Here is a 24,876-nt window from a genome sequence, read left to right on the forward strand (position 1 = left end):
CATGCATTGGACGCATCAACCGGGCCGGGCCTACGGTCGACGCCATGCAGCCCTCACATACCAGGGCATCCGCGCCCGCCCCGGATGCCACCGCCGCCACCGTCCCCACCGTGGACGACCGCCACCGCCCCGGCCAGCGCGACTTCCGCCGCGCCAACCTCGCCCTGTTCGCCGCCGGGATCGCGACCTTCGTCCTGCTCTACTCCACCCAGGGCCTGCTGCCGATCCTCTCGGCCGACCTCGACCTCACCCCCGGCAAGGCCAGTTGGACCGCCTCCGCCGCCACTCTCGGCCTCGCCCTCGGGCTGCTCCCGGCCAGTGCGCTGTCCGACCGGTTCGGCCGCACCGCGGTGATGACCGCCTCCACCCTCGCCGCCTCCGCCCTCGCCGTCGCCCTGCCCTTCGCGCCCGGCCTCACCACCCTGGTCGCCCTGCGCGTCCTGCAGGGCGCCGCCCTCGCCGGACTGCCCGCCACCGCGATGGCCTACCTCGCCGAGGAAGTCCACCCCAGCGCGCTGGCCTCCGCGATGGGCCTGTACGTGGCCGGCAACAGCATCGGCGGCATGGGCGGGCGACTGCTCTCCGGCTGGACCGCCGCCGCCCTCGGCTGGCGCTGGGGCCTGGCCGCCTCCGCCGTCCTCGCGCTGCTCGCCGCGCTCGCCTTCCGGCTGCTGATCCCCGCCGCCCGGCACTTCGCCCCGGCCCCGGTGGACGCCCGCGCGCTCGCCCGTACGGTCGGCCGCCACCTGCGCAACCCGCTGCTGGTGCGGCTGTACGCGCTCGGGATGCTGTTCATGGCCGTGTTCGGCGCGGTCTACAACACCGTCGGCTACCGGCTGATCTCCGCACCGTTCCACCTGCCGGAGTCGGTCGCCGCCTCGATCTTCGTGGTCTACCTGGTCGGCACCGGCACCTCCGCCGCGGCCGGCCGCCTCTCCCGCCGCCTGGGCCGTCGCGGCGCGCTCTACGTCTCCATCGGCGTCACCGCCGCCGGCCTGCTGCTCTCCCTCGCCGACTCACTGGCCTGCGCGCTGCTCGGGCTGGTCCTGATCACCGCGGGCTTCTTCGCCGGCCACGCCACCGCCTCCTCCGCCGTCGGCCGCACCGCCACCGAGGGCCGCGCCCAGGCCTCCGCCCTCTACCTGATCGCCTACTACCTCGGCAACAGCCTCGGCGGCACCCTCGGCGCCGACGCCTACCACGCCACCGGCTGGCCCGGCGCCGCCACCGTCGGCCTCACCGCCATGGCCCTCGCCGCCGCCGTCACCCTCTACGCCAGCCGTCAGGCCCAGCTGATGAGGCGAGCGGTCGCGGACGCTTGACGGCCACCGTCGCCACACGAGATCACCGTCGGGCCCTGGACCCTCGGCACCGGCGGTCTGCTCACGTACGCCTGACGTCGCGTACGTGAGCAGACCTCAAGCCCGTCAGGCGATGCGGTCGAGCACGATCGGGTTCGGGGTGAACGCCGTACCGGCCGGGGAGACCTCGATGCCGCCCTCCAGGGCCGCGATGGCGTAGTCGTACCGCTCGGGGGTGTCGGTGTGGAGGGTCAGCAGGGGCTGGCCGGCCACCACGGTGTCACCGGGCTTGGCGTGCATCTCGACGCCGGCGCCGGCCTGCACCGGGTCCTCCTTGCGGGCGCGGCCGGCGCCCAGGCGCCAGGCACACACGCCGACGGCGTACGCGTCGAGCGCGGTGAGCACGCCGGAGGCGGGAGCCGGGATGACGTGCTGCTCGCGGGCGACCGGGAGCGGGGCGTCGACGTCGCCGCCCTGGGCGGCGATCATGCGGCGCCAGTGGTCCATCGCGGAGCCGTCGCGCAGCGCGTCGGCCGGGTCCTTGCCGTGCACGCCGGCCGCGGCGAGCATCTCGCGGGCGAGCGCGAGGGTCAGCTCCACGACGTCGGCCGGGCCGCCGCCCGCCAGCACCTCGACGGACTCACGGACCTCCAGCGCGTTGCCCGCGGTGAGGCCGAGCGGGGTGGACATGTCGGTGAGCAGGGCGACGGTGTTGACCCCCGCGGTGGTGCCCAGGCCGACCATGGTGCGGGCGAGTTCGCGGGCGTCGTCCAGGTTCTTCATGAAGGCCCCGGAGCCGACCTTGACGTCCAGCACCAGCGCGCCGGTGCCCTCGGCGATCTTCTTGGACATGATCGAGGAGGCGATCAGCGGGATGGCCTCGACGGTGCCGGTGACGTCGCGCAGCGCGTACAGCTTCTTGTCGGCGGGCGCGAGGCCGTCGCCGGCCGCGCAGATGACCGCGCCCGCGTCGCGCAGCACGTCCATCATCTCGTCGTTGGAGAGCAGGGCGCGCCAGCCGGGGATGGACTCCAGCTTGTCCAGGGTGCCGCCGGTGTGGCCGAGGCCGCGGCCGGACAGCTGCGGGACGGCCGCGCCGCAGGCGGCGACCAGCGGGGCGAGCGGGAGGGTGATCTTGTCGCCGACGCCGCCGGTGGAGTGCTTGTCACTGGTGGGCAGCGGCAGCGAGGAGAAGTCCATCCGGACGCCGGAGCGGATCATGGCGTCGGTCCAGCGGCTGATCTCGCGCGGCTGCATGCCGTTCAGCAGGATGGCCATGGCCAGCGCGGACATCTGCTCGTCGGCGACCTCACCACGGGTGTAGGCGTCGATGACCCAGTCGATCTGAGCGTCGCTCAGCTCTCCGCGGTCGCGCTTGGTCCTGATGACGGAGATGGCGTCCATGCGTGCTCCCAGTGGGGTTTCTAAAAGCCTGAAAAGCGAAGAGTGCCGCGAGATGACCGGGTTCCGGCCCACTCGCGACACTCTACGCGCGTAACAAATGCAGATGCTAGAGCCGCTCCGGCCCGAACGCGTCGGGCAGGACCTCGCTCATCGGCTTCACGCCCGAGGCCAGGTCGACCAGCAGCTCGGGACCTCCGTGCTCGTACAGCAGCTGGCGGCAGCGCCCGCACGGCATCAGCAGCTCACCGGCGCCGTCGACGCAGGTGAAGGCGACCAGCCGGCCGCCGCCGGAGGCGTGCAGCGCGGACACCAGACCGCACTCGGCGCACAGCCCGAGCCCGTACGAGGCGTTCTCCACGTTGCAGCCGCTGACCACCCGGCCGTCGTCGACCAACGCCGCCGCGCCGACCGGGAACTTGCTGTACGGGGCGTACGCGCGGCCCATCGCCACGCGCGCCGCCTCGCGCAGCCGCTCCCAGTCGATCACGGGGGCGGTCACTTGCCCTGGCCCTTGCGGTAGATCTGACCGTCCGCCTTGGGCATCCGCAGTCGCTGCGAGGCCAGCGAGAGCACCACCAGGGTGATCAGGTACGGCGTGGCGACGATCAGCGGACGCTGGACCTCATCGGTCAGCGCGTACCAGGCACCCATGCCGCCGGCCACCACGAAGGAGATCACCGTCGCGACGTACTTGCGGCGGTACAGCTGCCACAGGGCGAGCAGCGCCATCGCGATCGAGACGATCAGGATCAGCACGTGCACCGACTCCGGGTCGCGCAGCTGGAGGCTGTCGGTGAAGCCGAACAGGCCGGCGCCCATGGCGAGACCGCCGGGCATCCAGTTGCCGAAGATCATCGCCGCGAGGCCGATGAAGCCTCGGCCGAGGGTCTGGCCGTCCTTGTAGAAGTGCGCGGCGACCAGCGAGAGGTACGCACCGCCGAGGCCCGCGAAGGCGCCGGAGGCGATGACCGCCAGGTACTTGTACTTGTAGACGTTGACGCCCAGCGACTCGGCCGCGGTCGGGTTCTCACCGCAGGAGCGCAGCCGCAGGCCGAACACCGTGCGCCAGAGCGCGAAGTAGCTGACCACGACCAGCGCGGCGGCCAGGACCACGACCACCGAGATGTTGGTGACCAGACCGCCGAGCACGCCGGCGATGTCCGAGACGAGGAACCAGTGGTGGTTCTCGATGGTCTTCAGGCCCGAGGACAGCCCCGGAACGGTGATGTACGGCAGCGGATCCGCCGGCGGGGACTGGTTCGCACCGGCACCGGCCGAGATGTAGTCCTTGTAGTAGATCCGGTTGACGTACGCGCAGATGCCGGGGATCAGCAGGTTGATACCGACACCGGAGACGATGTGGTCGACGCCGAAGGTGACGGTGATGACCGCGTGCAGCAGACCGCCGAGCGCGCCGCCGAGCATGCCGGCCAGCAGGCCGACCCACGGGTTGACCAGGTAACCGGCCCAGGCGCCGCAGAAGGTGCCGGCGACCATCATGCCTTCGAGGCCGATGTTGACCACGCCGGCCCGCTCGGACCAGAGACCGCCCAGACCGGCCATGCCGATCGGCACGGCGGCACCGAGCGCCGCGGTGATCTGACCGGAGGAGGTCAGCGAGTGGTTGCCGGTGGCCATGCCCACGGCGGAGAACAGGACCAGGGCGCCCGCGATCAGCAGCAGGACCACCGGCCAGGACAGCTTGCGGTTCTTCGCGGGCGCGCCCGACGCCTTCGGACGGGCAGCAGTCGCCGTGCTCACGCGGACACCTCCTTCTTCTCAGTGGCCGCGAGCTGGGCGGCGAGCTGGGCGCCGACCTTCTGCTGCTGGCGCTTCAGGCCGTAGCGGCGCACCAGCTCGTACGCGACGACGACGCAGATGACGATGGTGCCCTGCATGACCGCGACGATCTCGAACGGGAACCCGCCCTGCAGCGGCAGCTGCGAGCCGGTGGAGTCCAGGAACGCGAAGAGCAGCGCGGCGAAGGCCATGCCGATCGGGCTGTTGCGGCCGAGCAGGGCGATCGCGATGCCGAGGAAGCCGAGGCCGCTCTGGAAGCTCTGCCCGTAGTAGTACGAGTTCTGCAGCAGCTCGGGCAGGCCGATCAGACCGGCGATCGCGCCGGAGACCGCCATCGAGATGATCACCATGCGCTTGACGTTCACACCGGACGCGGTCGCGGCGGACTCCGAGCGGCCGGTGGCGCGCAGGTCGAAGCCGAAGCGGGTGCGGGTCAGGGTGAACTGGAACAGCACACCGACCAGGGCGGCGACGAAGATGAAGCCCCAGAGGTCTCCACCGGCGGTGGGGATGCTGAAGAAGTGGCTGGAGTCCGAGACCGGGTCGGTCTGGATCGAGTTGCTGGTGCCGCTCGCCTTCGGGGCGAAGATGCCGGGGACGAGCAGCAGGCCGACGATGGCGACCGAGATCGAGTTCAGCATGATGGTCGAGATGACCTCGCTGACACCGCGGTAGACCTTCAGCAGACCGGCGACGCTCGCGTACAGGCCGCCGACCAGCATGGCGACGACCAGCAGCAGCGGGATCTGGATGATCGCCGGCAGGTCGATCTGGGAGCCGACGAAGGCCGCGAACAGCGCCGCGATCCGGTACTGGCCCTCGACGCCGATGTTGAACAGGTTCATCCGGAACCCGAAGGCGGCGGCCGCGGCGGCCAGGTAGTAGGTGGTGGCCCGGTTGAGGATCAGCACCTGGCCGTCCGACTTGGTGGCGTACGTGATCATCACGTTCCACGCGTCGAACGGGTTCTTGCCCGAGGTCGCCAGCAGGACGGAGCAGATCGCGACGGACAGCACGACCGCGAGCACCGGCGCCGCCAGTGCGAGCACGATCCGCTCACCGCTGATCCGCTGCGCCAGGCTGCGCTTGGCGGCGGGGTTGGGACTGGTCATGGGTTACTCCCCCGCCTGCTGGTCGTCGGCGGTGTCGGTGTGCGGGTGCTCGGCCGCGGCCTCGGTACCCTCGGCCGCGATGGCCTGCGCCTCGGCGACGGCCTCCGGCTCGGACTCGATGTGGCCGGCGGCGGCACCCGTCATCGCGGTGCCGAGGTCCTCGGCGGTGACGGTGGCCGGGTCGGCGTCGGCGACCAGGCGGCCGCGGTAGATGACCCGGATGGTGTCGGAGAGGCCGATCAGCTCGTCCAGGTCGGCGGAGATCAGCAGGACCGCCAGACCCTCCCGCTGCGCGGACCGGATGTGCTCCCAGATCTGCGCCTGCGCGCCGACGTCCACACCGCGGGTCGGGTGGGCGGCGATCAGCAGCTTGGGCTGGTGGCTCATCTCACGGCCGATGATCAGCTTCTGCTGGTTGCCACCGGAGAGCGAGGCCGCAGTGACCTCGATGCCGGGGGTGCGGACGTCGTACTGCTCGACGATCCGCCAGGTGTCCTCGCGGGCGGCGGTCGGCTTGAGCAGGAGTCCGCTGGAGTTGGGCTCCTCGGTGACGTGGCCGAGGATGCGGTTCTCCCAGAGCGGGGCCTCCAGCAGCAGGCCGTGCTTGTGGCGGTCCTCGGGGATGTAGCCGATGCCGGCCTCGCGGCGGGCCCGGGTGAGGGTGCCGGAGAGGTCCTTGCCGTCCAGGGTGACGGTGCCACCGTCCAGCGGCAGCATGCCCATGATGGCCTCGACCAGTTCGGCCTGGCCGTTGCCCTCGACACCGGCGATGCCGAGGATCTCGCCCTTGTGGATGCGCAGCGAGATGTCGTCCAGGACGACGCGCTCGATGCCCTCGGCGTCGGTCTTGGCGATCCGCAGGCTCTGGACGTCGAGCATCTCGGTCGTGGTGACGGTCGACTCGCGGCTCTCCGGGGAGGGCAGCTCGGCGCCGACCATCATCTCGGCGAGCTGACGGGCCGTGACGGCCTTCGGGTCGGCGTCGCCGACCGTGGTGCCGCGCCGGATGACGCTGATCGCGTCGGCCACCGCGAGCACCTCGTGCAGCTTGTGCGAGATGAAGATGACGGTGACGCCCTCGGACTTGAGCTCGCGCAGGTTGTCGAACAGCGCGTCGACCTCCTGCGGGACCAGCACGGCCGTGGGCTCGTCGAGGATCAGGATCTTGGCGCCGCGGTACAGCACCTTGAGGATCTCGACGCGCTGGCGGTCGGCGACGCCGAGGTCCTCGACCAGGGCGTCCGGGCGCACGCCCAGGCCGTACTGGTCGGAGATCTCCTTGATCTTCGCCTTCGCCTTGGCGCCGATGCCGTGGAACTGCTCGCCGCCGAGGACGACGTTCTCCAGCACCGTGAGGTTGTCGGCGAGCATGAAGTGCTGGTGCACCATGCCGATGCCGCGGGCGATGGCGTCGCCCGGGGTGTGGAACTCGCACAGCTCGCCGTTGATCGCGATGGTGCCCTCGTCCGGCTTCTGCATGCCGTAGAGGATCTTCATCAGCGTCGACTTGCCGGCGCCGTTCTCGCCCATCAGGGCGTGCACAGTGCCGGTGTGGACGGTGAGGTTGATGTCGTGGTTGGCCACGACGCCGGGGAAGCGCTTGGTGATGCCGCGCAGTTCGACGGCCGGTGCCGCCGTCCCCGCGCTGGGGGTGCCGTCCTTGCGCAGGGGGACGGGGTCGGATGCGGTGATGGCGATCTCCTGGTGGTCTGGAGGCGCGTCATTGCGCGGGGAGGGCCAAAAGGGGGGAAACGTGAAGACGGAACGGGGCCCGGGGGTACGCGTTGAGCGCACCCTGCCGGGCCCCTCCCGTGAATGTGTCGATCATCGCGCCACCGGGCAGGCGGCAGGCGCATGACGCGTCCGAGACGCGCGGGCCTTACTGGGCCGGCGTGGTCGGGATGGTGGTGGCGCCGCTCGTGATGGCGTCCGAGGCGGCCTTCAGCTTGTCCTGGATGTCGTCGATCTTGCCACCGGTGGTGGCGAGCGAGACACCGTTGGCCTTCAGGTCGAACAGCTTGACGCCGGTGAAGGGCGAGCCCTTCTTGACCGAGTCGATGTACGAGTAGACCGCGGTGTCGACGTTCTTGACCATCGAGGTCATGATGCTGTTCTTGAACTTCGACAGGGCCGGCTGGCTGGCCTGGTCGGAGTCGACACCGATGGCGAGCTTGCCCGCGTTGGCGACGGCCTCGATGGCACCGTTACCGGAGGAACCGGCGGCGGAGTAGATGACGTCCGCGCCCTTGTCGAGCTGGCCCTGCGCGGCCTCCTTGCCCTTGTCGGGCGAGTTGAAGCCGGAGAAGTCCGGGGGGGTGGTCAGGTAGGTGGTCTCGATCTGGATGTTCGGGTCGACGGACTTGGCACCCGCCTTGTAGCCGGCCTCGAACTTCTTGATCAGCTCGGACTGCACACCACCGATGAAACCGATGTGGTGGCCCTTCGACTTGTTCGCGGCGGCGACGCCGGCGAGGTACGAACCCTCCTGCTCGGCGAAGACCAGCGAGGTGACGTTGGACGGCTGGTCCTTGTCGTTCGAGTCGATGATCGCGAACTTGACGTTCGGGTTGTCCTTGGCGACCTTGTCGACCGCCTGCTGGTAGACGAAACCGACGGCGATGATGGTCTTGTAGCCACCGTCGATCAGGTTCTTGAGGCGGGTCTCCTTGTCGGCCTCGGCCTCACCGGTCTTGGCCTCGGCCTCGGTGACGGAGACGCCCAGGTCCGCCTTGGCCTTGTCCAGACCGCGGGCGGCGGAGTCGTTGAAGGACTGGTCGCCACGGCCGCCGATGTCGTAGGCCATACCGACCTTGAGACCGTCGGACGAACCGGAGGAGGCGTTGGTGTCAGTGCTCTTTGCGCCGCAAGCGGCGAGCGAGGCCATGCCCAGGGAACCCGAGAGCACAACCGCGGCGAGCTTCATTGAACGGCGCAAGGGAGTATCTCCTTCTCACACGCACCCGTTTAGCGTGGTCGGACGCCACCGTAACGCGCGTAGAACACGGTTGTATTACGGGGTGCCGGAGCATTCGGGTTGTTATCAAACCGTGGTCTGAAGGCCTTCCGAAGGCTCCTTTCCCGTGCACGGACGGCGATCCGGGATTGGTCCGACCCAGTTTACGGAACCCAATCGGAACTCCGAGTCTCGACAACGCGATCACGCGCCGACCACGACTCGCCGGTGAACGGTCAGTCCCGGTCCTCCTCCAGGGCCAGCGCCGCGAACAGCTCCACACCGACGCCGATCGCCCGCTCGTCCACGTCGAAGCGGCCCTGGTGCAGGTCGCGGACCGTGGTGTCGCCGGGGGCGCGGACGCCGAGCCGGGCCAGCGCGCCCGGGGCGTGCTCCAGGTACCAGGAGAAGTCCTCGCCGCCGAGGCTCTGTTCGGTGCTCTCCACCACCTGGGCGCCGCTCAGTCCGTCGACGGGCCCGTGACCCTCGCCCCCGTGACCGAAGCGGGCGGTCATCGCGGCGTCCAGCCGGGCGACCGAGACCGCCTCGTTGACCACCGGCGGCACCCCGCGGTGGTAGTCCAGCGTCCACTTGGCCCGGTAGGTCTCGGCCAGCTTGGCGATCAGCTCGTGCAGCAGGTCCGGCGCCTCGCGCCAGCCGTCCAGCTCCAGGCAGCGGACGGTGCCCTCCAGTTCGGCGTGCTGCGGGATGACGTTGGGCGCGGAGCCGGAGGCGATCCGGCCCCAGACCAGGCTGACGCCCCAGCGCGGGTCCATCCGGCGGGCCAGCGCGGCCGGGAGCTCGGCGGCCATCCTGGCGACCGCGGTCACCAGGTCGGTGGTCAGGTGCGGGCGCGCGGTGTGACCGCCGGGCCCGTCCAGGTGCAGCACCAGGCGGTCGCAGGCCGAGGTGATCGCCCCGGTGCGCAGGGCGATCCGGCCGACCTCCACCTTCGGGTCGCAGTGCACCGCGAAGATCCGGCCGACGCCGTCCATCCCGCCGGCGCTGATGACGTCCAGCGCACCGCCGGGCATCACCTCCTCGGCGGGCTGGAACACCAGTCGGACCGGGCGGCGCAGCTCACCGGTGCGGGCGGCCTCGGCCAGCACCAGGCCGGTGCCGAGCACCACCGAGGTGTGCACGTCGTGGCCGCAGGCGTGGGCCCGGCCGGGGACGGTCGAGCGGTAGGGGACGTCGGTCTTGGCGTCGTCGATCGGCAGCGCGTCGATGTCCGCGCGGAAGGCCAGGAACTCGGTGCCCGGGACGGTGCCGGCCGGGACGATGTCCACCAGCAGGCCGGTGCCGCCGGGCAGCACCCGCGGGTCCAGGCCCGCCCGCACCAGCCGGTCGCGCAGCAGGTCGGTGGTGCGGAACTCCTGGCGGCCCAGCTCCGGGTGCCGGTGCAGATCCCGGCGGAAGGCGACCAGCTCGGGCTCCAGCCTCCTGACCCGGCCGCGCAGTTCGGCGGCGGGGCGTGCGGCGGCGAGGGTAGCGCCCGACTGAGCGGGCTCAGGACGGTTCATCTCCCCAAGAGTAGGCCCGTTGGGGGGATTTGGCCCGACTTCCGGAAAATTAGTCCCCGGATGGGCGCATACCGGCCGGACAGGTGGGTATGACATCTCGTTTCAGCCGCCTTCCCCGGGTTGCTTGCCCTGTGCAACGATCACCCGAGCCGGTGGTCACGGCCACCACCGGCTTGACGGACTCCGTGCATTGACGACGGCTCAGCGTGCCGGTCCGGACCCACCGATCAGACGCACCGGAGACGCACCGGTCAGACGCACCGGATGTCAGAAGCGCTCCACCGGAGCGTAGGTGCCCCACACCCCGCGCAGCGCGTCGCAGACCTCGCCGACGGTGGCCCGGGCGGCCAGCGCCTCCTTCATCGGGTAGAGCACGTTGTCCGACCCCTCGGCGGTGCGGCGCAGCGCGTCCAGCGCCCGGGTGACGGCGGTCGAGGACCGGTCGGCCCGGAGCCGGGCCAGCCGCTCGGCCTGCTGCCGCTCGATCGCCGGGTCCACCCGCAGCGGCTGGTACGGCTCCTCCTCGTCCAGCCGGAAGCGGTTGACGCCGACCACGGTCCGCTCGCCGGAGTCGGTCTCCTGCTGGAGGCGGTAGGCGGTGCGCTCGATCTCGCCCTTCTGGAAGCCCTGTTCGATCGCGGCCACCGCGCCGCCCCGCTCCTCGACCCGGGCCATCAGGGCCAGCGCGGCGGCTTCCACGCCGTCGGTCAGCGACTCGACGGCGTAGGAGCCGGCGAAGGGGTCGACGGTGGCCGTCACATCGGTCTCGTGGGCGAGCACCTGCTGGGTGCGCAGGGCGAGCCGGGCGGCCTTCTCGGTGGGCAGCGCGATCGCCTCGTCGAAACTGTTGGTGTGCAGCGACTGGGTGCCGCCGAGCACCGCGGCCAGCGCCTGCACCGAGACCCGGACCAGGTTCACCTCGGGCTGCTGGGCGGTGAGCTGCACCCCGGCGGTCTGGGTGTGGAAGCGCAGCATCTGCGAGCGCGGGTTCCTCGCGCCGAACTCCTCGCGCATGATCCTGGCCCAGATCCGGCGCGCGGCCCGGAACTTGGCCACCTCCTCCAGCAGCGTGGTGCGGGCCACGAAGAAGAAGGAGAGCCGGGGCGCGAAGTCGTCCACGGCCATCCCGGCGGCGAGCGCGGTCCGGACGTAGGCGATGCCGTTGGCCAGGGTGAAGGCGATCTCCTGCGCCGGGTCGGCCCCGGCCTCGGCCATGTGGTAGCCGGAGATGGAGATGGTGTTCCAGCGCGGGATCTCGGCCCGGCAGTACCGGAACACGTCCGCGATCAGCCGCAGCGAGGGCTGCGGCGGGAAGATGTAGGTGCCGCGGGCGATGTACTCCTTCAGCACGTCGTTCTGGACCGTTCCGGTGAGCGCGGACGGCGCCACCCCCTGGGCCTCGCCGACCAGCTGGTAGAGCAGGAGGAGCAGGGCGGCGGGCGCGTTGATGGTCATCGAGGTGGACACCCCGCCGAGCGGGATGCCGTCGAAGAGCACCGCCATGTCGTCGACGCCGTCCACCGCCACGCCCACCTTGCCGACCTCCCCGGCGGCGAGCGGCGCGTCCGAGTCGTAGCCCATCTGGGTGGGCAGGTCGAAGGCCACCGAGAGGCCGGTGCCGCCGCCCGCGATCAGCTGCCGGTAGCGGGCGTTGGACTCGACGGCGGTGCCGAAGCCCGCGTACTGGCGCATCGTCCACGGCCGGCCGGTGTACATCGTCGGGTGGACGCCCCGGGTGTAGGGGTACTCCCCCGGTCGGCCCAACCGGGTGTCCGGGTCCCAGCCGGCCAGCGCGTCGGGGCCGTACAGGGGTTTGATCGGGAGGCCGGACTCGGTACGGCGCGGCTCGGCTGCCATGGGTCCCTCCACGGGTTCGGCGGGGGCACAGGTCGGTCCTCGAAATGTAGAGCGCGACCGGGCGGCGGGGCCGCAGACGCGGTTGAGATGATCGGGAGAACGACCGATGAGCCCCCAGGGAGTGGCAATGACCGAGCAGAAGGTGGCCGTGGTCACCGGTGCCAGCAGCGGAATCGGCGCGGCGACCGCCCGCCGGCTGGCCGCCGAGGGCTTCGACGTGGTGCTGACCGCCCGCCGGACGGAGCGGATCGAGGCGCTGGCCAAGGAGATCGGCGGCCGGGGCGGTTCAGCCAGGGCGGTCACCCTGGACGTCACCGACCGGGCCGCCGTGGACGCCTTCGCGGCCGAGGTCGGCCGGGTGGACGTCCTGGTGAACAACGCCGGCGGCGCGATCGGCGCCGAGACGGTCGAGCACGGCGACCCGGCCGACTGGCGGGCCATGTACGAGGTGAACGTGCTCGGCGTGCTGCACATGACGCAGGCGCTGCTGCCCGCGCTGCGCGCCACCGGCGACGGCACGGTGCTGGTGCTCTCCTCGACCGCCGCGCTGGCCGCGTACGAGGGCGGCGGCGGCTACGTCGCGGCCAAGCACGCGGCGCACACCATCGCGGCGACGCTGCGGCTGGAGCTGTGCGGGGAGCCGATCCGGGTGATCGAGATCGCGCCCGGCATGGTGAAGTCCGAGGGCTTCGCGGTCACCCGTTTCCGCGGCGACGAGGAGAAGGCCGCCGCCGTGTACGCGGGCGTGGCCGAGCCGCTGACCTCCGAGGACATCGCGGACACCGTGGCGTGGACGGTCACCCGGCCCTCGCACGTGAACGTCGACCTGCTGGTGGTCCGCCCCCGGGCGCAGGCCGCCAACCACAAGGTCCACCGCGGCTGACCGACGGCGGGCGGGCGGACCGGCAGGGGTCAAGATCGAATACGTCACCCCAGGGTGGTACACACGTGCGATGAAGACCTTCCGGGCCGCCCGCCCACGTGTCCTGCTGACCGCGCTGGCGGCAGGCACCCTGCTGCTCACCTCCGCCTGCGACGACACCGCACGGCCGTCCCGGGACCAGGCCGCCGGCACCACCGGCGCCACCGCGAGCCGGTCGGCCTCCCCGGCGTCCAAGCCCAGCGGCGAGGCGGACCCGACACTGAAGCCCTTCTACGGTCAGAAGATCAGCTGGTCCGACTGCCCGGCACTCCCCAAGGATGAGGAGGGGGCCAAGGCCGCGGAGGCCAAGGCCGACGTCTCCGGGATGAAGTGCGGCAAGCTGCACGTCCCGCTCGACTACACCAACCCCGGCGCCGACGCGATCGACCTCGCGCTGGTCAAGTACCCCGCCGGCAACCAGGACCAGCGGATCGGCTCGCTGATGGTCAACCCGGGCGGCCCCGGCGGGTCCGGCGTCGAGATGGTCAAGTACGGCGCCAAGGACTTCGCCGGCGCCCTGCACGACCGCTTCGACGTGATCGGCTTCGACCCGCGCGGCACCGGCGACAGCTCGCCCGTCCTCTGCCTGGACGACAAGCAGCGCGACGCCCAGAACCAGGTGGACTCCCCGCTGGACCCGGCCGCCCGCCGGACCGCCGAGGAGAAGCAGAACACCGAGTACATCGCCGCCTGCAAGGCCAAGTCCGGCAAGCTGCTGCCCTTCGTCGGGACCCGCAACACCGCCCGCGACCTGGACGTGCTGCGCGCGGCGGTCGGCGACAAGAAGCTCGACTACCTCGGCGTCTCCTACGGCACCTACCTGGGCTCGCTCTACGCCGAGGAGTTCCCGCAGAACACCGGCCGGCTGGTGCTGGACGGCGCGGTCGACCCGGCCGCCGACGACCTGGACTCCGCGATCAAGCAGCGGATCGGCTTCGAGACCTCCTTCGAGCACTTCGCCGCCGACTGCGTCGAGAACCACGCCGACGAGTGCCCGCTCGGCACCGACAAGGGCCAGGCCGCCAAGAAGGCCGCCGACTTCCTGGACGGCCTGATCGACAACCCGCTGCCCACCAAGGACGGCCGCAAGGTCGGCCGCGACCTGGCCTGGAACGGCGTCACCGCGGCCCTCTACGGCGACCAGAACGAGGACTGGAAGTACCTGCGGGTCGGCCTCGGCATGGCGATGACCATGAAGCGCGGCGACATCCTGCTCGCCTTCTCGGACAGCTACCTGGAGCGGGACGAGAACGGCCACTACTCCCCGATGGAGTCCGCCCACACCGCGATCAGCTGCGCCGACGGCTCCGCCCCGGCACCCTCGCCCGAGCGGGCCCAGGCCGCGGTCAAGGAGCTCCAGGAGAAGGCCCCGCTGCTGACCAAGGGCGTCACCGCCGAGGACTTCACGGACGCGGCCTGCGCGGGCTGGCCGTACCAGTCCCCCGAGAAGCCGCACACCATCCGGGCCGAGGGCGCCGCGCCGATCCTGGTGATCGGCACCACCAGCGACCCGGCCACCCCGTACGCCGCGGCCGAGTCGCTGGCCAAGGGCTTCGCCAAGGCCACCCTGCTCACCCGGGTGGGCGAGGGCCACGGCGCCTTCGGCAAGGGGAACACCTGCATCGACCGGGCCCTGGAGGCTTACCTGACCGAGGGGACCATGCCGACCGAAGGGACCCGCTGCTCCTGAGCCCACGGCGGTGAACCGGCAGGCGACGGCGGGGAGGACGATGACGCGAAGGTGTCAACGTCACAACTTGATAGCTCGTCCGGATGAATTCCGCGCGCGCCCTCCCCAACTGATGACGGCTCAACTACCTTTGAGTCGCTGCCTGACCGGCGCCGCGCGCCCCCCCGCAGCCTCCATACTTCACCTGCTTCACCACCCCACTCCACCGGCACCTTCCCGCCCTCACGAGGAGGACCCGCTGGCCAGCGACATCCCGCCACAGCGGCTCGACGCCAGCACCGAGCCGACCCTCCTCGGGTTGCACCGCTTCAACGAGGCCGACGCCGGCGCCGCCGAGGAGGCGCTGCTGGCCTGCTGCGGCAGCCACCGCTGGGCGCTCAGGCTCACCGCACACCGGCCCTACCCCGACATAGAGTCACTGCTGGCCGCCGCCAGCGAGGCCTCCTACGACCTGCGTCCGGCCGACCTGGCCGAGGCACTGGCCGACGAGAGCTGGATGCCGCAGCCGCTGCTCGGCATGCGGGCCCCCGGCAGCCAGGCCGCGCACACCGCGCTGCGGGCGGCGCACGCCGCGTACGAGGCCCGGTTCGGCCACGTGTTCGTGGTCTGCCTGGACGGCGTCGACCCGGAGGAGATGCTCGACACCGTGCTCTCCTCGATCCGCACCCGGCTGGCCAACGACCGGGACGAGGAACGGCTGATCTCGGCGGACGAGCTCCGGCGGATCGCCCTCACCCGACTGGAGCACCTGGTCGCCACCCATTCGGAGGCCGGGGCGCGGTAGGGCCTGCCGGCCCGACCCGGGCGAGCACCGCACGCCGAGCCGACACGGCCGTACCCGATTCATTCGTGAGGGTGAATCCGATCACCGGGTCCGCTCCCTCGGGCGTGGGCGTGTCCTCCCGGTTCGACCGGCGCCCGGTGCGGATCGGCACCTGCCCCCACCGCCCGGCCCGGTAGCCGAGCGGCCCGCGGCACACCCCGCCCTTGGGGGCGGCGGCCCGAGCCGCGGTCAGGTCGGCCCCCGCGTACGGGTGGCCGGGCGTCGGAGAGGCCGCGGCCCGGCCCGGTGTCGCCGCGACCGGGCGTCATCAGGGTCACCGCGCAACCGGGCCCGAGGTCCGCGTCGGCCACCACGGCCGCCCGCGGCGGGCAGCGGCAGACCGGCCAGGGCGGCGGCGGACGGGCGGCGCGAAGTGGCACGGACGTCTCGGCAGGATGTCGGCGGGCGGGGGTTCGTCACCGTAGTGCAGCCACACAGTAACCCAGCGTCACCAAAGTGGGGTTGGTTCCCGCGCCACTAGGCCAGAAGTGCCTGATTGATCACACATGGGGGCCCCGGAGGCGGTTCCCGACAAGGCGTCGATAGGATGCTGGCGGCCGGTGGACCGACCCGGCCGGGCTGACCGACACCGAAGCCGGCCGAGCCCCCAATCGCTTCCGGAGGGTTTTTCCGTGCCGGCTGGAACGCTGTACCGCGGCCGGGAAGGCATGTGGAGCTGGGTGGCTCATCGAGTCACCGGCGTCCTCATCTTCTTCTTCCTGTTCGCCCATGTCCTGGACACCGCCCTGGTGCGAGTGTCACCCGAGGCGTACGACACCGTCATTCAGACGTACAAGACTCCTCTTGTGAACCTGATGGAGTACGGCCTGGTGGCCGCCATCCTGTTCCACGCCCTCAACGGCCTGCGCGTCGTCGCCGTGGACTTCTGGGCCAAGGGCCCGAAGTACCAGAAGCAGATGCTCTGGACCGTGGTCGGAGTCTGGGTCGTCCTGATGGCCTGCTCGTTCTACGGGATCCTGCAGCACACGCTGATCTCCTGGTTCGGGAAGTGATCTGAGACATGTCCACGGAAATCTCCGACGCCGTCGTCGTCCCCTCGAAGCAGGCGCACACCGGCAAGGGCCTCGGCACCGGCAACCCGGCCGAAGCCTTCGTCATCGAGCCGCCCCGCAAGCGGACCGCGAAGACTCCGCGCCGCACCCGCACCAACTTCGAGATGCTGGCCTGGCTCTTCATGCGCCTGTCCGGTGTCGTCCTGGTCGCCCTGATCCTCGGCCACCTGATCATCATGCTGCTGCTCGACGGCGGCGTCTCCAAGATCGGGTTCGCCTTCGTCGCCGGCCGCTGGGCCTCGCCGTTCTGGCAGGGCTGGGACCTCCTGATGCTCTGGCTCGCCATGCTGCACGGCGCCAACGGCATGCGTCAGGTCATCAACGACTACGCCGAGAAGGACTCGACCCGGCTCTGGCTCAAGGGGCTCATGGGTACCGCCACGGTCTTCACCGTGCTGCTCGGCACCCTGGTGATCTTCACCTTCGACCCCAACATCTGAGCCGCGAGCACCATCGACCATCGGCAGAGGCCAGAGGCGAGTTAACCCCCCATGCAGATTCACCAGTACGACACCGTCATCGTCGGCGCCGGCGGCGCCGGCATGCGCGCGGCCATCGAGTCGACGCAGCGCAGCCGCACCGCCGTCCTGACCAAGCTCTACCCGACCCGGTCCCACACCGGCGCGGCCCAGGGCGGCATGTGCGCCGCCCTCGCCAACGTCGAGGAGGACAACTGGGAGTGGCACACCTTCGACACGGTCAAGGGTGGTGACTACCTGGTCGACCAGGACGCCGCCGAGATCATGTGCAAGGAGGCCATCGACGCCGTCCTCGACCTGGAGAAGATGGGTCTGCCCTTCTCCCGCACCGAGCAGGGCCGGATCGACCAGCGCCGCTTCGGCGGTCACTCCCGCAACCACGGCGAGGCCCCGGTCCGCCGCTCGTGCTACGCGGCCGACCGCACCGGCCACATGATCCTCCAGACGCTGTTCCAGAACTGCGTCAAGCACGGTGTCGAGTTCTTCAACGAGTACTACGTCCTCGACCTGCTGATCAACGAGGGCAAGACGGCCGGTGTCGTCGCCTACGAGCTGGCCACCGGCGAGATCCACGTCTTCCAGGCCAAGTCGGTCGTGTTCGCCTCCGGCGGCACCGGCAAGATGTTCAAGGTCTCCTCGAACGCCCACACCCTCACCGGTGACGGCCAGGCGGTGGCCTACCGCCGCGGCCTGCCGCTGGAGGACATGGAGTTCTTCCAGTTCCACCCGACCGGCATCTGGCGCATGGGCATCCTGCTCACCGAGGGCGCCCGCGGTGAGGGCGGCATCCTGCGCAACAAGGACGGCGAGCGCTTCATGGAGCGCTACGCCCCGGTCATGAAGGACCTCGCGTCCCGTGACGTCTGCTCCCGCGCGATCTACACCGAGATCCGCGAAGGCCGCGGCTGCGGTCCGGACGGCGACCACGTCTACCTGGACCTGACCCACCTGCCGCCGGAGCAGCTGGACGCCAAGCTCCCGGACATCACCGAGTTCGCGCGCACCTACCTCGGCATCGAGCCCTACACGGACCCGATCCCGATCCAGCCCACCGCGCACTACGCCATGGGCGGCATCCCGACCAACGTCGAGGGTGAGGTCCTGCGCAACAACACGGACGTCGTTCCGGGCCTGTACGCGGCCGGCGAGGTCGCCTGCGTGTCCGTCCACGGCGCCAACCGCCTGGGCACCAACTCGCTGCTGGACATCAACGTGTTCGGCCGTCGCGCGGGCATCGCCGCCGCCGACTACGCCAACGCGAACGAGTTCGTCCCGCTGCCGGAGAACCCGGAAGAGCTGGTCCAGGGCATGGTCGACAAGCTGCGCGAGTCGACCGGCACCGAGTCCGTGGGGCAGATCCGCACGGCTCTGCAGGAGACCATGGACGCCAACGCGATGGTGTACCGCACCGGCGCCACCCTGAAGCAGGCGGTCGAGGACATCGCCGCGCTGAAGGAGCGCTACAAGCACATCTCCATCCAGGACAAGGGCTTCCGTTACAACACGGACCTGCTGGAGGCCATCGAGCTGGGCAACCTGCTCGACCTGGCCGAGGTGCTGGCCGTCTCCGCGCTGGCCCGCGAGGAGTCCCGCGGCGGTCACTACCGCGAGGACTTCCCGACCCGTGACGACGTGAAGTTCATGCAGCACACCATGGCGTACCAGGAGGTCGCCGCCGACGGCAGCACCTCCATCCGCCTCGACTACAAGCCGGTCGTCCAGACCCGCTACCAGCCGATGGAGCGTAAGTACTGATGAGCACTCCGACTGTGGAGCACTCGGCCGCTCTGGACGCGGTCGAGGCCGGTGGCACCCAGCTGATCACCGTCACCTTCCGGATCCGCCGGTTCAACCCGGAGGAGCACCCGGACCCGGTGTGGGTCGACTACCAGCTGACGATGGACCCGAAGGAGCGCGTCCTGGACGCGCTCAACAAGATCAAGTGGGAGCAGGACGGCACCCTCACCTACCGCCGTTCCTGCGCGCACGGCATCTGCGGCTCCGACGCCATGCGGATCAACGGCCGCAACCGGCTGGCGTGCAAGACCCTGATCAAGGACGTCAACCCGGAGAAGCCGATCACGATCGAGGCCATCAAGGGCCTGACGGTCCTCAAGGACCTGGTCGTGGACATGGACCCGTTCTTCCAGGCGTACAAGGACGTCATGCCGTTCCTCATCACCAAGGGGAACGAGCCGACCCGCGAGCGCCTGCAGTCCGCCGAGGAGCGCGAGCGCTTCGACGACACCACCAAGTGCATCCTGTGCGCCGCGTGCACGTCGTCCTGCCCGGTGTTCTGGAACGACGGCCAGTACTTCGGCCCGGCCGCCATCGTCAACGCGCACCGCTTCATCTTCGACTCGCGCGACGAGGGTGCCGAGCAGCGCCTGGAGATCCTCAACGACCGTGAGGGCGTGTGGCGTTGCCGCACCACCTTCAACTGCTCCGAGGCCTGCCCGCGTGGCATCGAGGTCACCAAGGCGATCCAGGAAGTGAAGCGGGCGCTGGTCACCCGCCGCTTCTGATCCCCGCCTGACGCACCGAGGCCCCCGTCCGATCCTCCGATCGGACGGGGGCCTTCGTCGTTGTCTAGCGCAGCGCGCCGAGGTCGTTGGGGTCGCCCCAGCCGCTGTACATCACCAGGTGCCGGTCGGCCGAGACGGCCCACAGGTCCGGCTTGCCGTCGCCGTCCGCGTCGCCCGAGCTGCCGAGCGTCGGGAAGGCGGCGGTGGTGAAACCGGGGGCGACGACGTTCGCCTTCGGGTCCGCGAGGGCGGAGAAGTCGAAGGTGCCGTCGGCCTTCTTCGGGATCGGGTACGCGTGCAGCTCACCGGTGGCCCGGTCTCGCCCCCACAGGACCAGGTTGCCGGCGGCGTCCGGGCCCGGGGCGATCAGGTCGTAGCCGCTCCAGGCACCGGAGGTCGTGAGCTTGCGGACCTTCTGGAAGCCGAAGGTGAAGTCGCCGCCGGCGTGCAGCCAGAGGTTGCCGCCTTCGAGGGTCACCAGCGACGGGGTGAAGCCGCCGGTCACCGGGCCCAGAGCGACGAGCTGGTCCACCTTCGACCAGTCGGAGGCATAGTCGGCGGGGCACGCCGCGGAAGCCCCGGCGTCGTTCACACAGCGGGTCGAGCGCTGGGCGCCCGTCCAGCCCTGGGTGAACGAACCGTAGTCGAAGTTCCGGTACTGGTAGAGCCAGCCGTCGCCCGGTTTGTGGACGAAGAGGTCGTCCGAGGACGGCGCGTGCTGGTTCGACCAGCCCCGGTGGGCCACCTGGAAAGGCGCCCAACTGCCGTCGTGCGGCGCATGGGCGCCCGCGATCACCGAACTGGGCGTGGTGTCGGAAGCGTTGGCGCTGATGTACTGCAGGTTGCCTCGGGCGTCGGGCAGCAGGATGTCCGCGACGCCGTCCCCGTCGACGTCGCCGAGGGTCTTCGGCGGGTTCGGGTTCGAGGGGGCGTAGAAGCTGTAGGACACCCCACCGACGTTGCCCGCGTTGTCGATCACCTGGATGTTGAGGTTGTTGCTACCCCAGTTCAGGACCTTGAGATCGAGCGTCACCGTACCGTCGTCCTCGGGCGTGACGGCATCCGGCGAGCTGCAGCCGCCCACCCCGAGGTAGTCGAATCCGTACCGGACGCAGGCGACGCCGGAGGCCTCCCCGCCGGCCGGGGCCGGGTCGGCGGTCTTGACGACGAAGGTCCCCTTCTGACCCGCGTACTTGGTCGCGGTGCCACCGGAGCCGCTGGCCGGGAAGTCGGGCGAGGAGACCGTGGCGGTCGGAGAAGTGGTGTCCATCGTGAAGTGGCAGTCCGCCGACGGGGCGGAGGCCTGCTGCCCCTGCAGGGCCCAGGCGTGCCAGGCGTAGCTGTGCCCGTCCAACAGACCGGGAACCGCGACCTGGGCCTGCTGGCCGGACGTCTGGGCCTCGCGGGTGAACACCGGGTCCTCGGTGCCCGCGGTCACGTCCCAGACGCTGAACCGGGCGCCGGTGCCGGTGACCTTGGCGTTGATCGTCGGGCCGTTGACGGACCGGCCGATCCAGGTCGGATCGCCGGTCGAGTCGCAGGCTGCGGTGTTGTAGTCGATGCCCTGACCGGTGCCGAGGACGGCCGGTGCGGTGTCGGCCACGGCCGCCGTCGGGGCGAGCAGTCCGGCGGCCACTGCCACCACGGTGACCCCGCCGAGTCTGCGGGCACGCGAAAGTGTCATGGAGATTCCCCACCCCTTGTGATCAGCGCGTCCGGTACGCGCGTGAGAGCGGTGAGGATCTTGCCAGTGGGGACTGACCGCGGCAATGGGGATTTCAGTCCACGGCGGGGCTGCGCCGGGTGGCGCGCAGGCCGCGCACGCCGATGGTGCCGACGGCGATGCCGAGGAGGAAGGAGGTGACGGCGAGCAGGAGGTGGATCCAGAAGAAGGCGGTGGGCTGGGAGTGGTCGCCGTTGACGAAGGCCTGGCCGCCGGAGTCCTTCCACAGGTTCTTGACGAAGGTCGTCCAGATGATCATCGACCAGACGCCGAAGGCGGTCAGGAACCAGGAGGTACGGCGGCTGAGCTTCATGCGGGGTCCTCGGCGGCGGTGGGGAAGGCGGTGTGCAGCACCCCCAGTATGCGCGGGCCGCCGATCGGCGTACGGCGGGCCCCTCAGACGGAGGAGCGGTGCAGCGTGGCGAACGGCGGCGACGCCGAGTGGGTACGGTCTGCGGGTGACTGCACGCCTTCGAAAGCTCGCGCACCGGCTCGTCGCCGCCACCGCCGTCCTCCCCGCGCTGCTCGCCGCCCCGGGGGCGGTCGCGGCCCCGGCCGAGCCGGCCCCGTCGGCCGTGGTCGGGGGCGGCCGGCTCGGCCAGTCCGGGGTCCAGGTCTCGCCGTTGGCCGGCGCGCCGGCACTCCCGGGGGATCTGACCGGTCAGTCCTGGATAGTCTCCGACGCCGCCACCGGGGACGTGCTGGCGTCGTACAACCCCCATCTGCGGCTGCCACCGGCCAGCACCCTGAAGATCCTCTTCGCCGACACCGTGCTGCCCAAGTTCGACCGCAACGCGGTGCACAGGGTCGCGGACGAGGAGATCCAGGGGATCGGGCCCGGCAGCAGCCTGGTGGGGATCAAGGAAAACCTCGACTACCGCGTCGAGGACCTGTGGCGCGGGGTGTTCCTCAGTTCGGGCAACGACGCCGTGCACGTCCTCGCGCACATGAACGGCGGCATCCAGCGGACCGTCACCGAGATGCAGGCGCGCGCGGACGCCCTCCAGGCGCGGGACACCACGGTGGTCTCCCCGGACGGCTACGACATGGACGGCCAGGTCTCCTCGGCCTACGACCTGACGCTGTTCGCCCGGGCCGGGCTGCGCAACCCCGACTTCCGGACGTACTGCGCGACCCGGTCCGCGATGTTCCCGGGCGCGGTGGACCGCACCACCGGCCAGCGCGGCAGCTTCGGGATCGCCAACACCGACCGGCTGCTGGGCAAGTACCCCGGCCTGATCGGCGTGAAGAACGGCACCACCACCAACGCCGGCTCGACCTTCGTGGGCGCCGCCGAGCGGAACGGCCGCACGCTGCTGGTGACGGTGATGCACCCCGCGTCGTACCAGAAGGTCTACGACGAGACGGCCGAACTGCTGGACTGGGGCTTCTCGGCGGCCGACAAGGTCCAGCCGGTGGGCCGGCTGGTGGACGAGCTGCCGGCCGGCGACGCCGAGCCGACCGGCCAGGCGGGCGAGGCCTCCGGACTGCCCGAGCCGCCGCCGCACTCGTCGCCGTCCACCCCGGCGGCGTCGGCCGCATCGGTCCCATCGGCCGCATCGGCCTCATCGGGTGACGGGACCGACTGGATCAGCGCCGGCGGCTGGCTCGCGGTCGTCGCGGTCGGGGCCGTGGTGGGCGCATGGGCCCTGACGGTGCTGCGGCGCCGGACGGTCTAGCCCTCGAACGGCTGAGGATCGCCCTGCCCCGGCCCGGCCTCACGCGGAAGGTCGGCCCGCTTCCATCTCGTCCGCCGCCGCCAGCAGCGCCCGGCCGTGCGCCCTGGTCCGCTCCCGGGCGGCCTCCGGGTCGGCCGTCGCCGTCCAGGCCACGCAGTACATCAGCAGTCGGCAGACGACGTTGATCCACAGCAGCAGCGCCACCGGTGTGGCGAAGGCCCCGTACAGGCTCCGCCCGGCGACCGAGCCGAGGTAGGAGGCCAGCAGCAGCTTCAGCAGTTCGAAGCCGACCGCGCCGATCAGCGCGCCACGCAGCAGGTCCCGGCGGCGCTGACCGGTGATCCCGGGGAAGGGCGCCAGCAGGTAGGCGAAGAAGAGGGTGTCGCACCCTATGGAGATCAGCGCGCCGACCCCGGTCAGCAGGTAGCCGTTGCCGAGGCCGATCTCGTCGGCGATCCGCCCGGCGAGCGTCGTCCCGGCGGCGGAGGCGGCCAGCGAGAACAGCGACACCAGCCCGAGGCCGCCCAGCACCGCGACGTCCCGCGCCTTGCGCAGCACCGGGTTGCCCTTCTCCTCGGGCAGCTGCCACAGGTCCCGGATCGAGGTGCGCATGGTGTCCACCCAGCCGAGGCCGGAGATCAGCAGCAGCGCACCGCTGACCAGTCCGACCGTGCCCGCGTTGGCCACCAGGGACGGCAGGTTGAGCGCGTCCGAGATGCCGGGCAGCTGGTCGGAGATGCGCTGCTGCAGGTCGTTCACCTGGCGGTCGTCGAGCGTCGCGGCGGCGATCGCCAGGCCCACCGTGAGCAGTGGGAAGAGGGCGAGGAAGCCGAAGAAGGTGACGGCCCCGGCCAACCGGTTGCCGCGGGCGGCGGCGAAGTACTCGTACACCCGGTACGGGCGGCTGCGCAGCACCCGGGTCACCAGGGGGCCGATGACCGGAAGGCGGGTCAGGAATTCCACCCGACCGGTTATACCGGCCCGTCCCCCGAACGGCCGTCAGGAACAGTCCTAGCGCTTGACGAGTCGGCGGGCCTTGGCGAGGGCGCGGACGGCCTGGTAGGCGCCGTAGCGGCCGTGGCTGAGCAGTTCGGTGCGCACGCCCTCCACGCCGGCCGGCGGGCGGTAGCCGGCCGGACGCAGCCGGGCGCAGTGCGCGGCGGCGCGGCGGAAGTACTCGCGGCGGTCGCCGGCCGGGACCCGGCCGGGCTTGGCGACCACGGTGTTGAGGTGGTGCAGCATCTTGCCGTAGACGACCGGGCGCCAGCGGTCCAGGTCGGGGCGGCGGTCGAGGAAGGCGAAGACCAGGTCGTACTGGGCGAACACGTCGAAGTGCTTGCGGCTGGCGGTGGCCAGGATGTTGCCGCCCTCCTGGCGCTGGCGGTAGTGCACGCCGACCCGGTCGAGCAGGGTGATGCTGGCGGCGGCGAGCAGCGCCGGGTACGTCCAGGGGGTGTCCTCGTAGTAGCCGGCCGGGAAGACCAGCTGCTGCTCGGTGATGAAGGCGCGGCGGTAGGCCTTGTTCCAGACGACCTGGAGCAGGTCGAGCAGGTCGGGGCGGGCGGCGAGGTCGAAGACGTCCGGGGAGGCGGCGCCGAAGACGTGGCCGGAGGCCGCCCGGGTGATCCGGCCGTCGGCGTAGGTGCGGGCGTAGTCGTAGACCAGGATGTCCGGGTCCCCGGTGGCGGCGAGCCGGTCGTCGACGGCCTTCAGCAGGCCGGGGGTGAGGGTGTCGTCGCTGTCGAGGAAGACCACGTAGTCGCCGGTGGCGACCTCCAGGCCGGCGTTGCGGGCCCGGCCGAGGCCGACGTTCTCCGGCAGGTGCAGCACCCGCACCCGGGGGTCGGCGGCGGCCGCCTCGTCCAGCATGGCGCCGCAGCCGTCCGGGGAGCGGTCGTCCACCGCGATCAGTTCGACGTCGGGGCCGCCCTGACCGAGGACCGAGTCGAGACACTCGGCGAGGTAGTCCTGGACCTGGTATACGGGGACGATCAGGCTGAAGCGGGGCACGG

The 24,876-nt window shown here is 71.0% G+C and carries 21 protein-coding genes; 9 read left to right on the plus strand and 12 right to left on the minus strand.

The features are described from left to right. Positions 1-44 precede the first annotated feature (44 nt). A complete protein-coding gene (locus tag ACH4E7_RS17505; protein ID WP_396249934.1) occupies positions 45-1,322 on the plus strand; it encodes an MFS transporter in 1,278 nt (425 codons plus the stop codon). Between the two features lie 105 nt (positions 1,323-1,427). Here ACH4E7_RS17505 and ACH4E7_RS17510 read toward each other — a convergent pair whose 3' ends face one another. The 8 genes from ACH4E7_RS17510 to ACH4E7_RS17545 form a co-directional block, all read right to left on the minus strand. Next, complete coding sequence (locus ACH4E7_RS17510) at positions 1,428-2,705, minus strand: thymidine phosphorylase (RefSeq protein ID WP_396249935.1); 1,278 nt, start codon at positions 2,703-2,705, stop codon at positions 1,428-1,430. A 106-nt stretch (positions 2,706-2,811) separates the two neighbouring features. After that, a complete protein-coding gene (locus tag ACH4E7_RS17515; protein ID WP_355669734.1) occupies positions 2,812-3,204 on the minus strand; it encodes a cytidine deaminase in 393 nt (130 codons plus the stop codon). Beyond that, entirely contained in the window at positions 3,201-4,466 is a 1,266-nt protein-coding gene (locus ACH4E7_RS17520; protein ID WP_396249936.1) for an ABC transporter permease, read from the minus strand. The genes ACH4E7_RS17515 and ACH4E7_RS17520 overlap by 4 nt, the downstream gene beginning before the upstream one ends. Continuing rightward, positions 4,463-5,617, minus strand: a complete 1,155-nt coding sequence (locus ACH4E7_RS17525; protein WP_396249937.1) for an ABC transporter permease — start codon at positions 5,615-5,617, stop codon at positions 4,463-4,465. The genes ACH4E7_RS17520 and ACH4E7_RS17525 overlap by 4 nt, the downstream gene beginning before the upstream one ends. Positions 5,618-5,620: 3 nt before the next feature. Next, entirely contained in the window at positions 5,621-7,147 is a 1,527-nt protein-coding gene (locus ACH4E7_RS17530) for an ABC transporter ATP-binding protein (RefSeq protein WP_396250062.1), read from the minus strand. Positions 7,148-7,496: 349 nt separating this feature from the next. Continuing rightward, positions 7,497-8,552, minus strand: a complete 1,056-nt coding sequence (locus ACH4E7_RS17535; protein ID WP_396249938.1) for a BMP family protein — start codon at positions 8,550-8,552, stop codon at positions 7,497-7,499. Between the two features lie 254 nt (positions 8,553-8,806). Then, the gene (locus tag ACH4E7_RS17540) at positions 8,807-10,093 is read right to left on the minus strand and encodes an amidohydrolase (RefSeq protein ID WP_396249939.1); all 1,287 of its coding nucleotides are present in this window, start codon (positions 10,091-10,093) and stop codon (positions 8,807-8,809) included. A gap of 267 nt (positions 10,094-10,360) precedes the next feature. Next, entirely contained in the window at positions 10,361-11,950 is a 1,590-nt protein-coding gene (locus tag ACH4E7_RS17545) for a methylmalonyl-CoA mutase (RefSeq protein WP_396249940.1), read from the minus strand. Between the two features lie 127 nt (positions 11,951-12,077). Here ACH4E7_RS17545 and ACH4E7_RS17550 point away from each other — a divergent pair, with 127 nt between their 5' ends. From ACH4E7_RS17550 to ACH4E7_RS17580, 7 genes are all read left to right on the plus strand, one after another. Continuing rightward, complete coding sequence (locus ACH4E7_RS17550) at positions 12,078-12,833, plus strand: SDR family oxidoreductase (protein ID WP_396249941.1); 756 nt, start codon at positions 12,078-12,080, stop codon at positions 12,831-12,833. 70 nt (positions 12,834-12,903) lie between these two features. Then, on the plus strand, positions 12,904-14,562 hold the full coding sequence (locus tag ACH4E7_RS17555) for an alpha/beta hydrolase (RefSeq protein WP_396249942.1): 1,659 nt from the start codon (positions 12,904-12,906) through the stop codon (positions 14,560-14,562). A 298-nt stretch (positions 14,563-14,860) separates the two neighbouring features. Further along, positions 14,861-15,346, plus strand: coding sequence for a 2-oxo-4-hydroxy-4-carboxy-5-ureidoimidazoline decarboxylase (locus ACH4E7_RS17560; protein ID WP_396249943.1), 486 nt, complete (start codon positions 14,861-14,863; stop codon positions 15,344-15,346). Positions 15,347-16,017: 671 nt separating this feature from the next. Continuing rightward, positions 16,018-16,398 (plus strand): succinate dehydrogenase, cytochrome b556 subunit, encoded by a 381-nt coding sequence (sdhC, locus tag ACH4E7_RS17565; RefSeq protein WP_396249944.1) that lies wholly within the window; start codon positions 16,018-16,020, stop codon positions 16,396-16,398. A gap of 8 nt (positions 16,399-16,406) precedes the next feature. Then, a complete protein-coding gene (gene sdhD / locus ACH4E7_RS17570; RefSeq protein ID WP_396249945.1) occupies positions 16,407-16,898 on the plus strand; it encodes a succinate dehydrogenase, hydrophobic membrane anchor protein in 492 nt (163 codons plus the stop codon). Between the two features lie 51 nt (positions 16,899-16,949). Then, positions 16,950-18,692, plus strand: a complete 1,743-nt coding sequence (sdhA, locus tag ACH4E7_RS17575; RefSeq protein WP_396249946.1) for a succinate dehydrogenase flavoprotein subunit — start codon at positions 16,950-16,952, stop codon at positions 18,690-18,692. Next, positions 18,692-19,462, plus strand: coding sequence for a succinate dehydrogenase iron-sulfur subunit (locus ACH4E7_RS17580; RefSeq protein WP_396249947.1), 771 nt, complete (start codon positions 18,692-18,694; stop codon positions 19,460-19,462). Before sdhA ends, ACH4E7_RS17580 begins: the two co-directional genes overlap by 1 nt. A gap of 64 nt (positions 19,463-19,526) precedes the next feature. Here the strand turns inward: ACH4E7_RS17580 and ACH4E7_RS17585 are convergent, their stop codons facing one another. Both ACH4E7_RS17585 and ACH4E7_RS17590 read right to left on the minus strand, forming a co-directional pair. Beyond that, positions 19,527-21,146 carry a hypothetical protein gene (locus ACH4E7_RS17585; RefSeq protein WP_396249948.1) on the minus strand — a complete coding sequence of 540 codons (1,620 nt, stop codon included), beginning with the start codon at positions 21,144-21,146 and terminating at the stop codon, positions 19,527-19,529. Between the two features lie 94 nt (positions 21,147-21,240). Beyond that, positions 21,241-21,498: an SCO4848 family membrane protein gene (locus ACH4E7_RS17590; protein ID WP_396249949.1), complete on the minus strand. Its 258-nt coding sequence runs from the start codon at positions 21,496-21,498 to the stop codon at positions 21,241-21,243. 145 nt (positions 21,499-21,643) lie between these two features. Between ACH4E7_RS17590 and ACH4E7_RS17595 the strand changes: the two genes are divergently transcribed. After that, a complete protein-coding gene (locus ACH4E7_RS17595; RefSeq protein WP_396249950.1) occupies positions 21,644-22,864 on the plus strand; it encodes a D-alanyl-D-alanine carboxypeptidase family protein in 1,221 nt (406 codons plus the stop codon). A gap of 39 nt (positions 22,865-22,903) precedes the next feature. Here the strand turns inward: ACH4E7_RS17595 and ACH4E7_RS17600 are convergent, their stop codons facing one another. Both ACH4E7_RS17600 and ACH4E7_RS17605 read right to left on the minus strand, forming a co-directional pair. After that, entirely contained in the window at positions 22,904-23,827 is a 924-nt protein-coding gene (locus ACH4E7_RS17600; protein WP_396249951.1) for a YihY/virulence factor BrkB family protein, read from the minus strand. Between the two features lie 48 nt (positions 23,828-23,875). Further along, positions 23,876-24,874 (minus strand): glycosyltransferase family 2 protein, encoded by a 999-nt coding sequence (locus tag ACH4E7_RS17605; protein WP_396249952.1) that lies wholly within the window; start codon positions 24,872-24,874, stop codon positions 23,876-23,878. Positions 24,875-24,876 lie beyond the last annotated feature (2 nt).

The organism is Kitasatospora sp. NPDC018058, assembly GCF_044327205.1.
In the GTDB taxonomy this organism is placed as follows: Bacteria; Actinomycetota; Actinomycetes; order Streptomycetales; family Streptomycetaceae; genus Kitasatospora.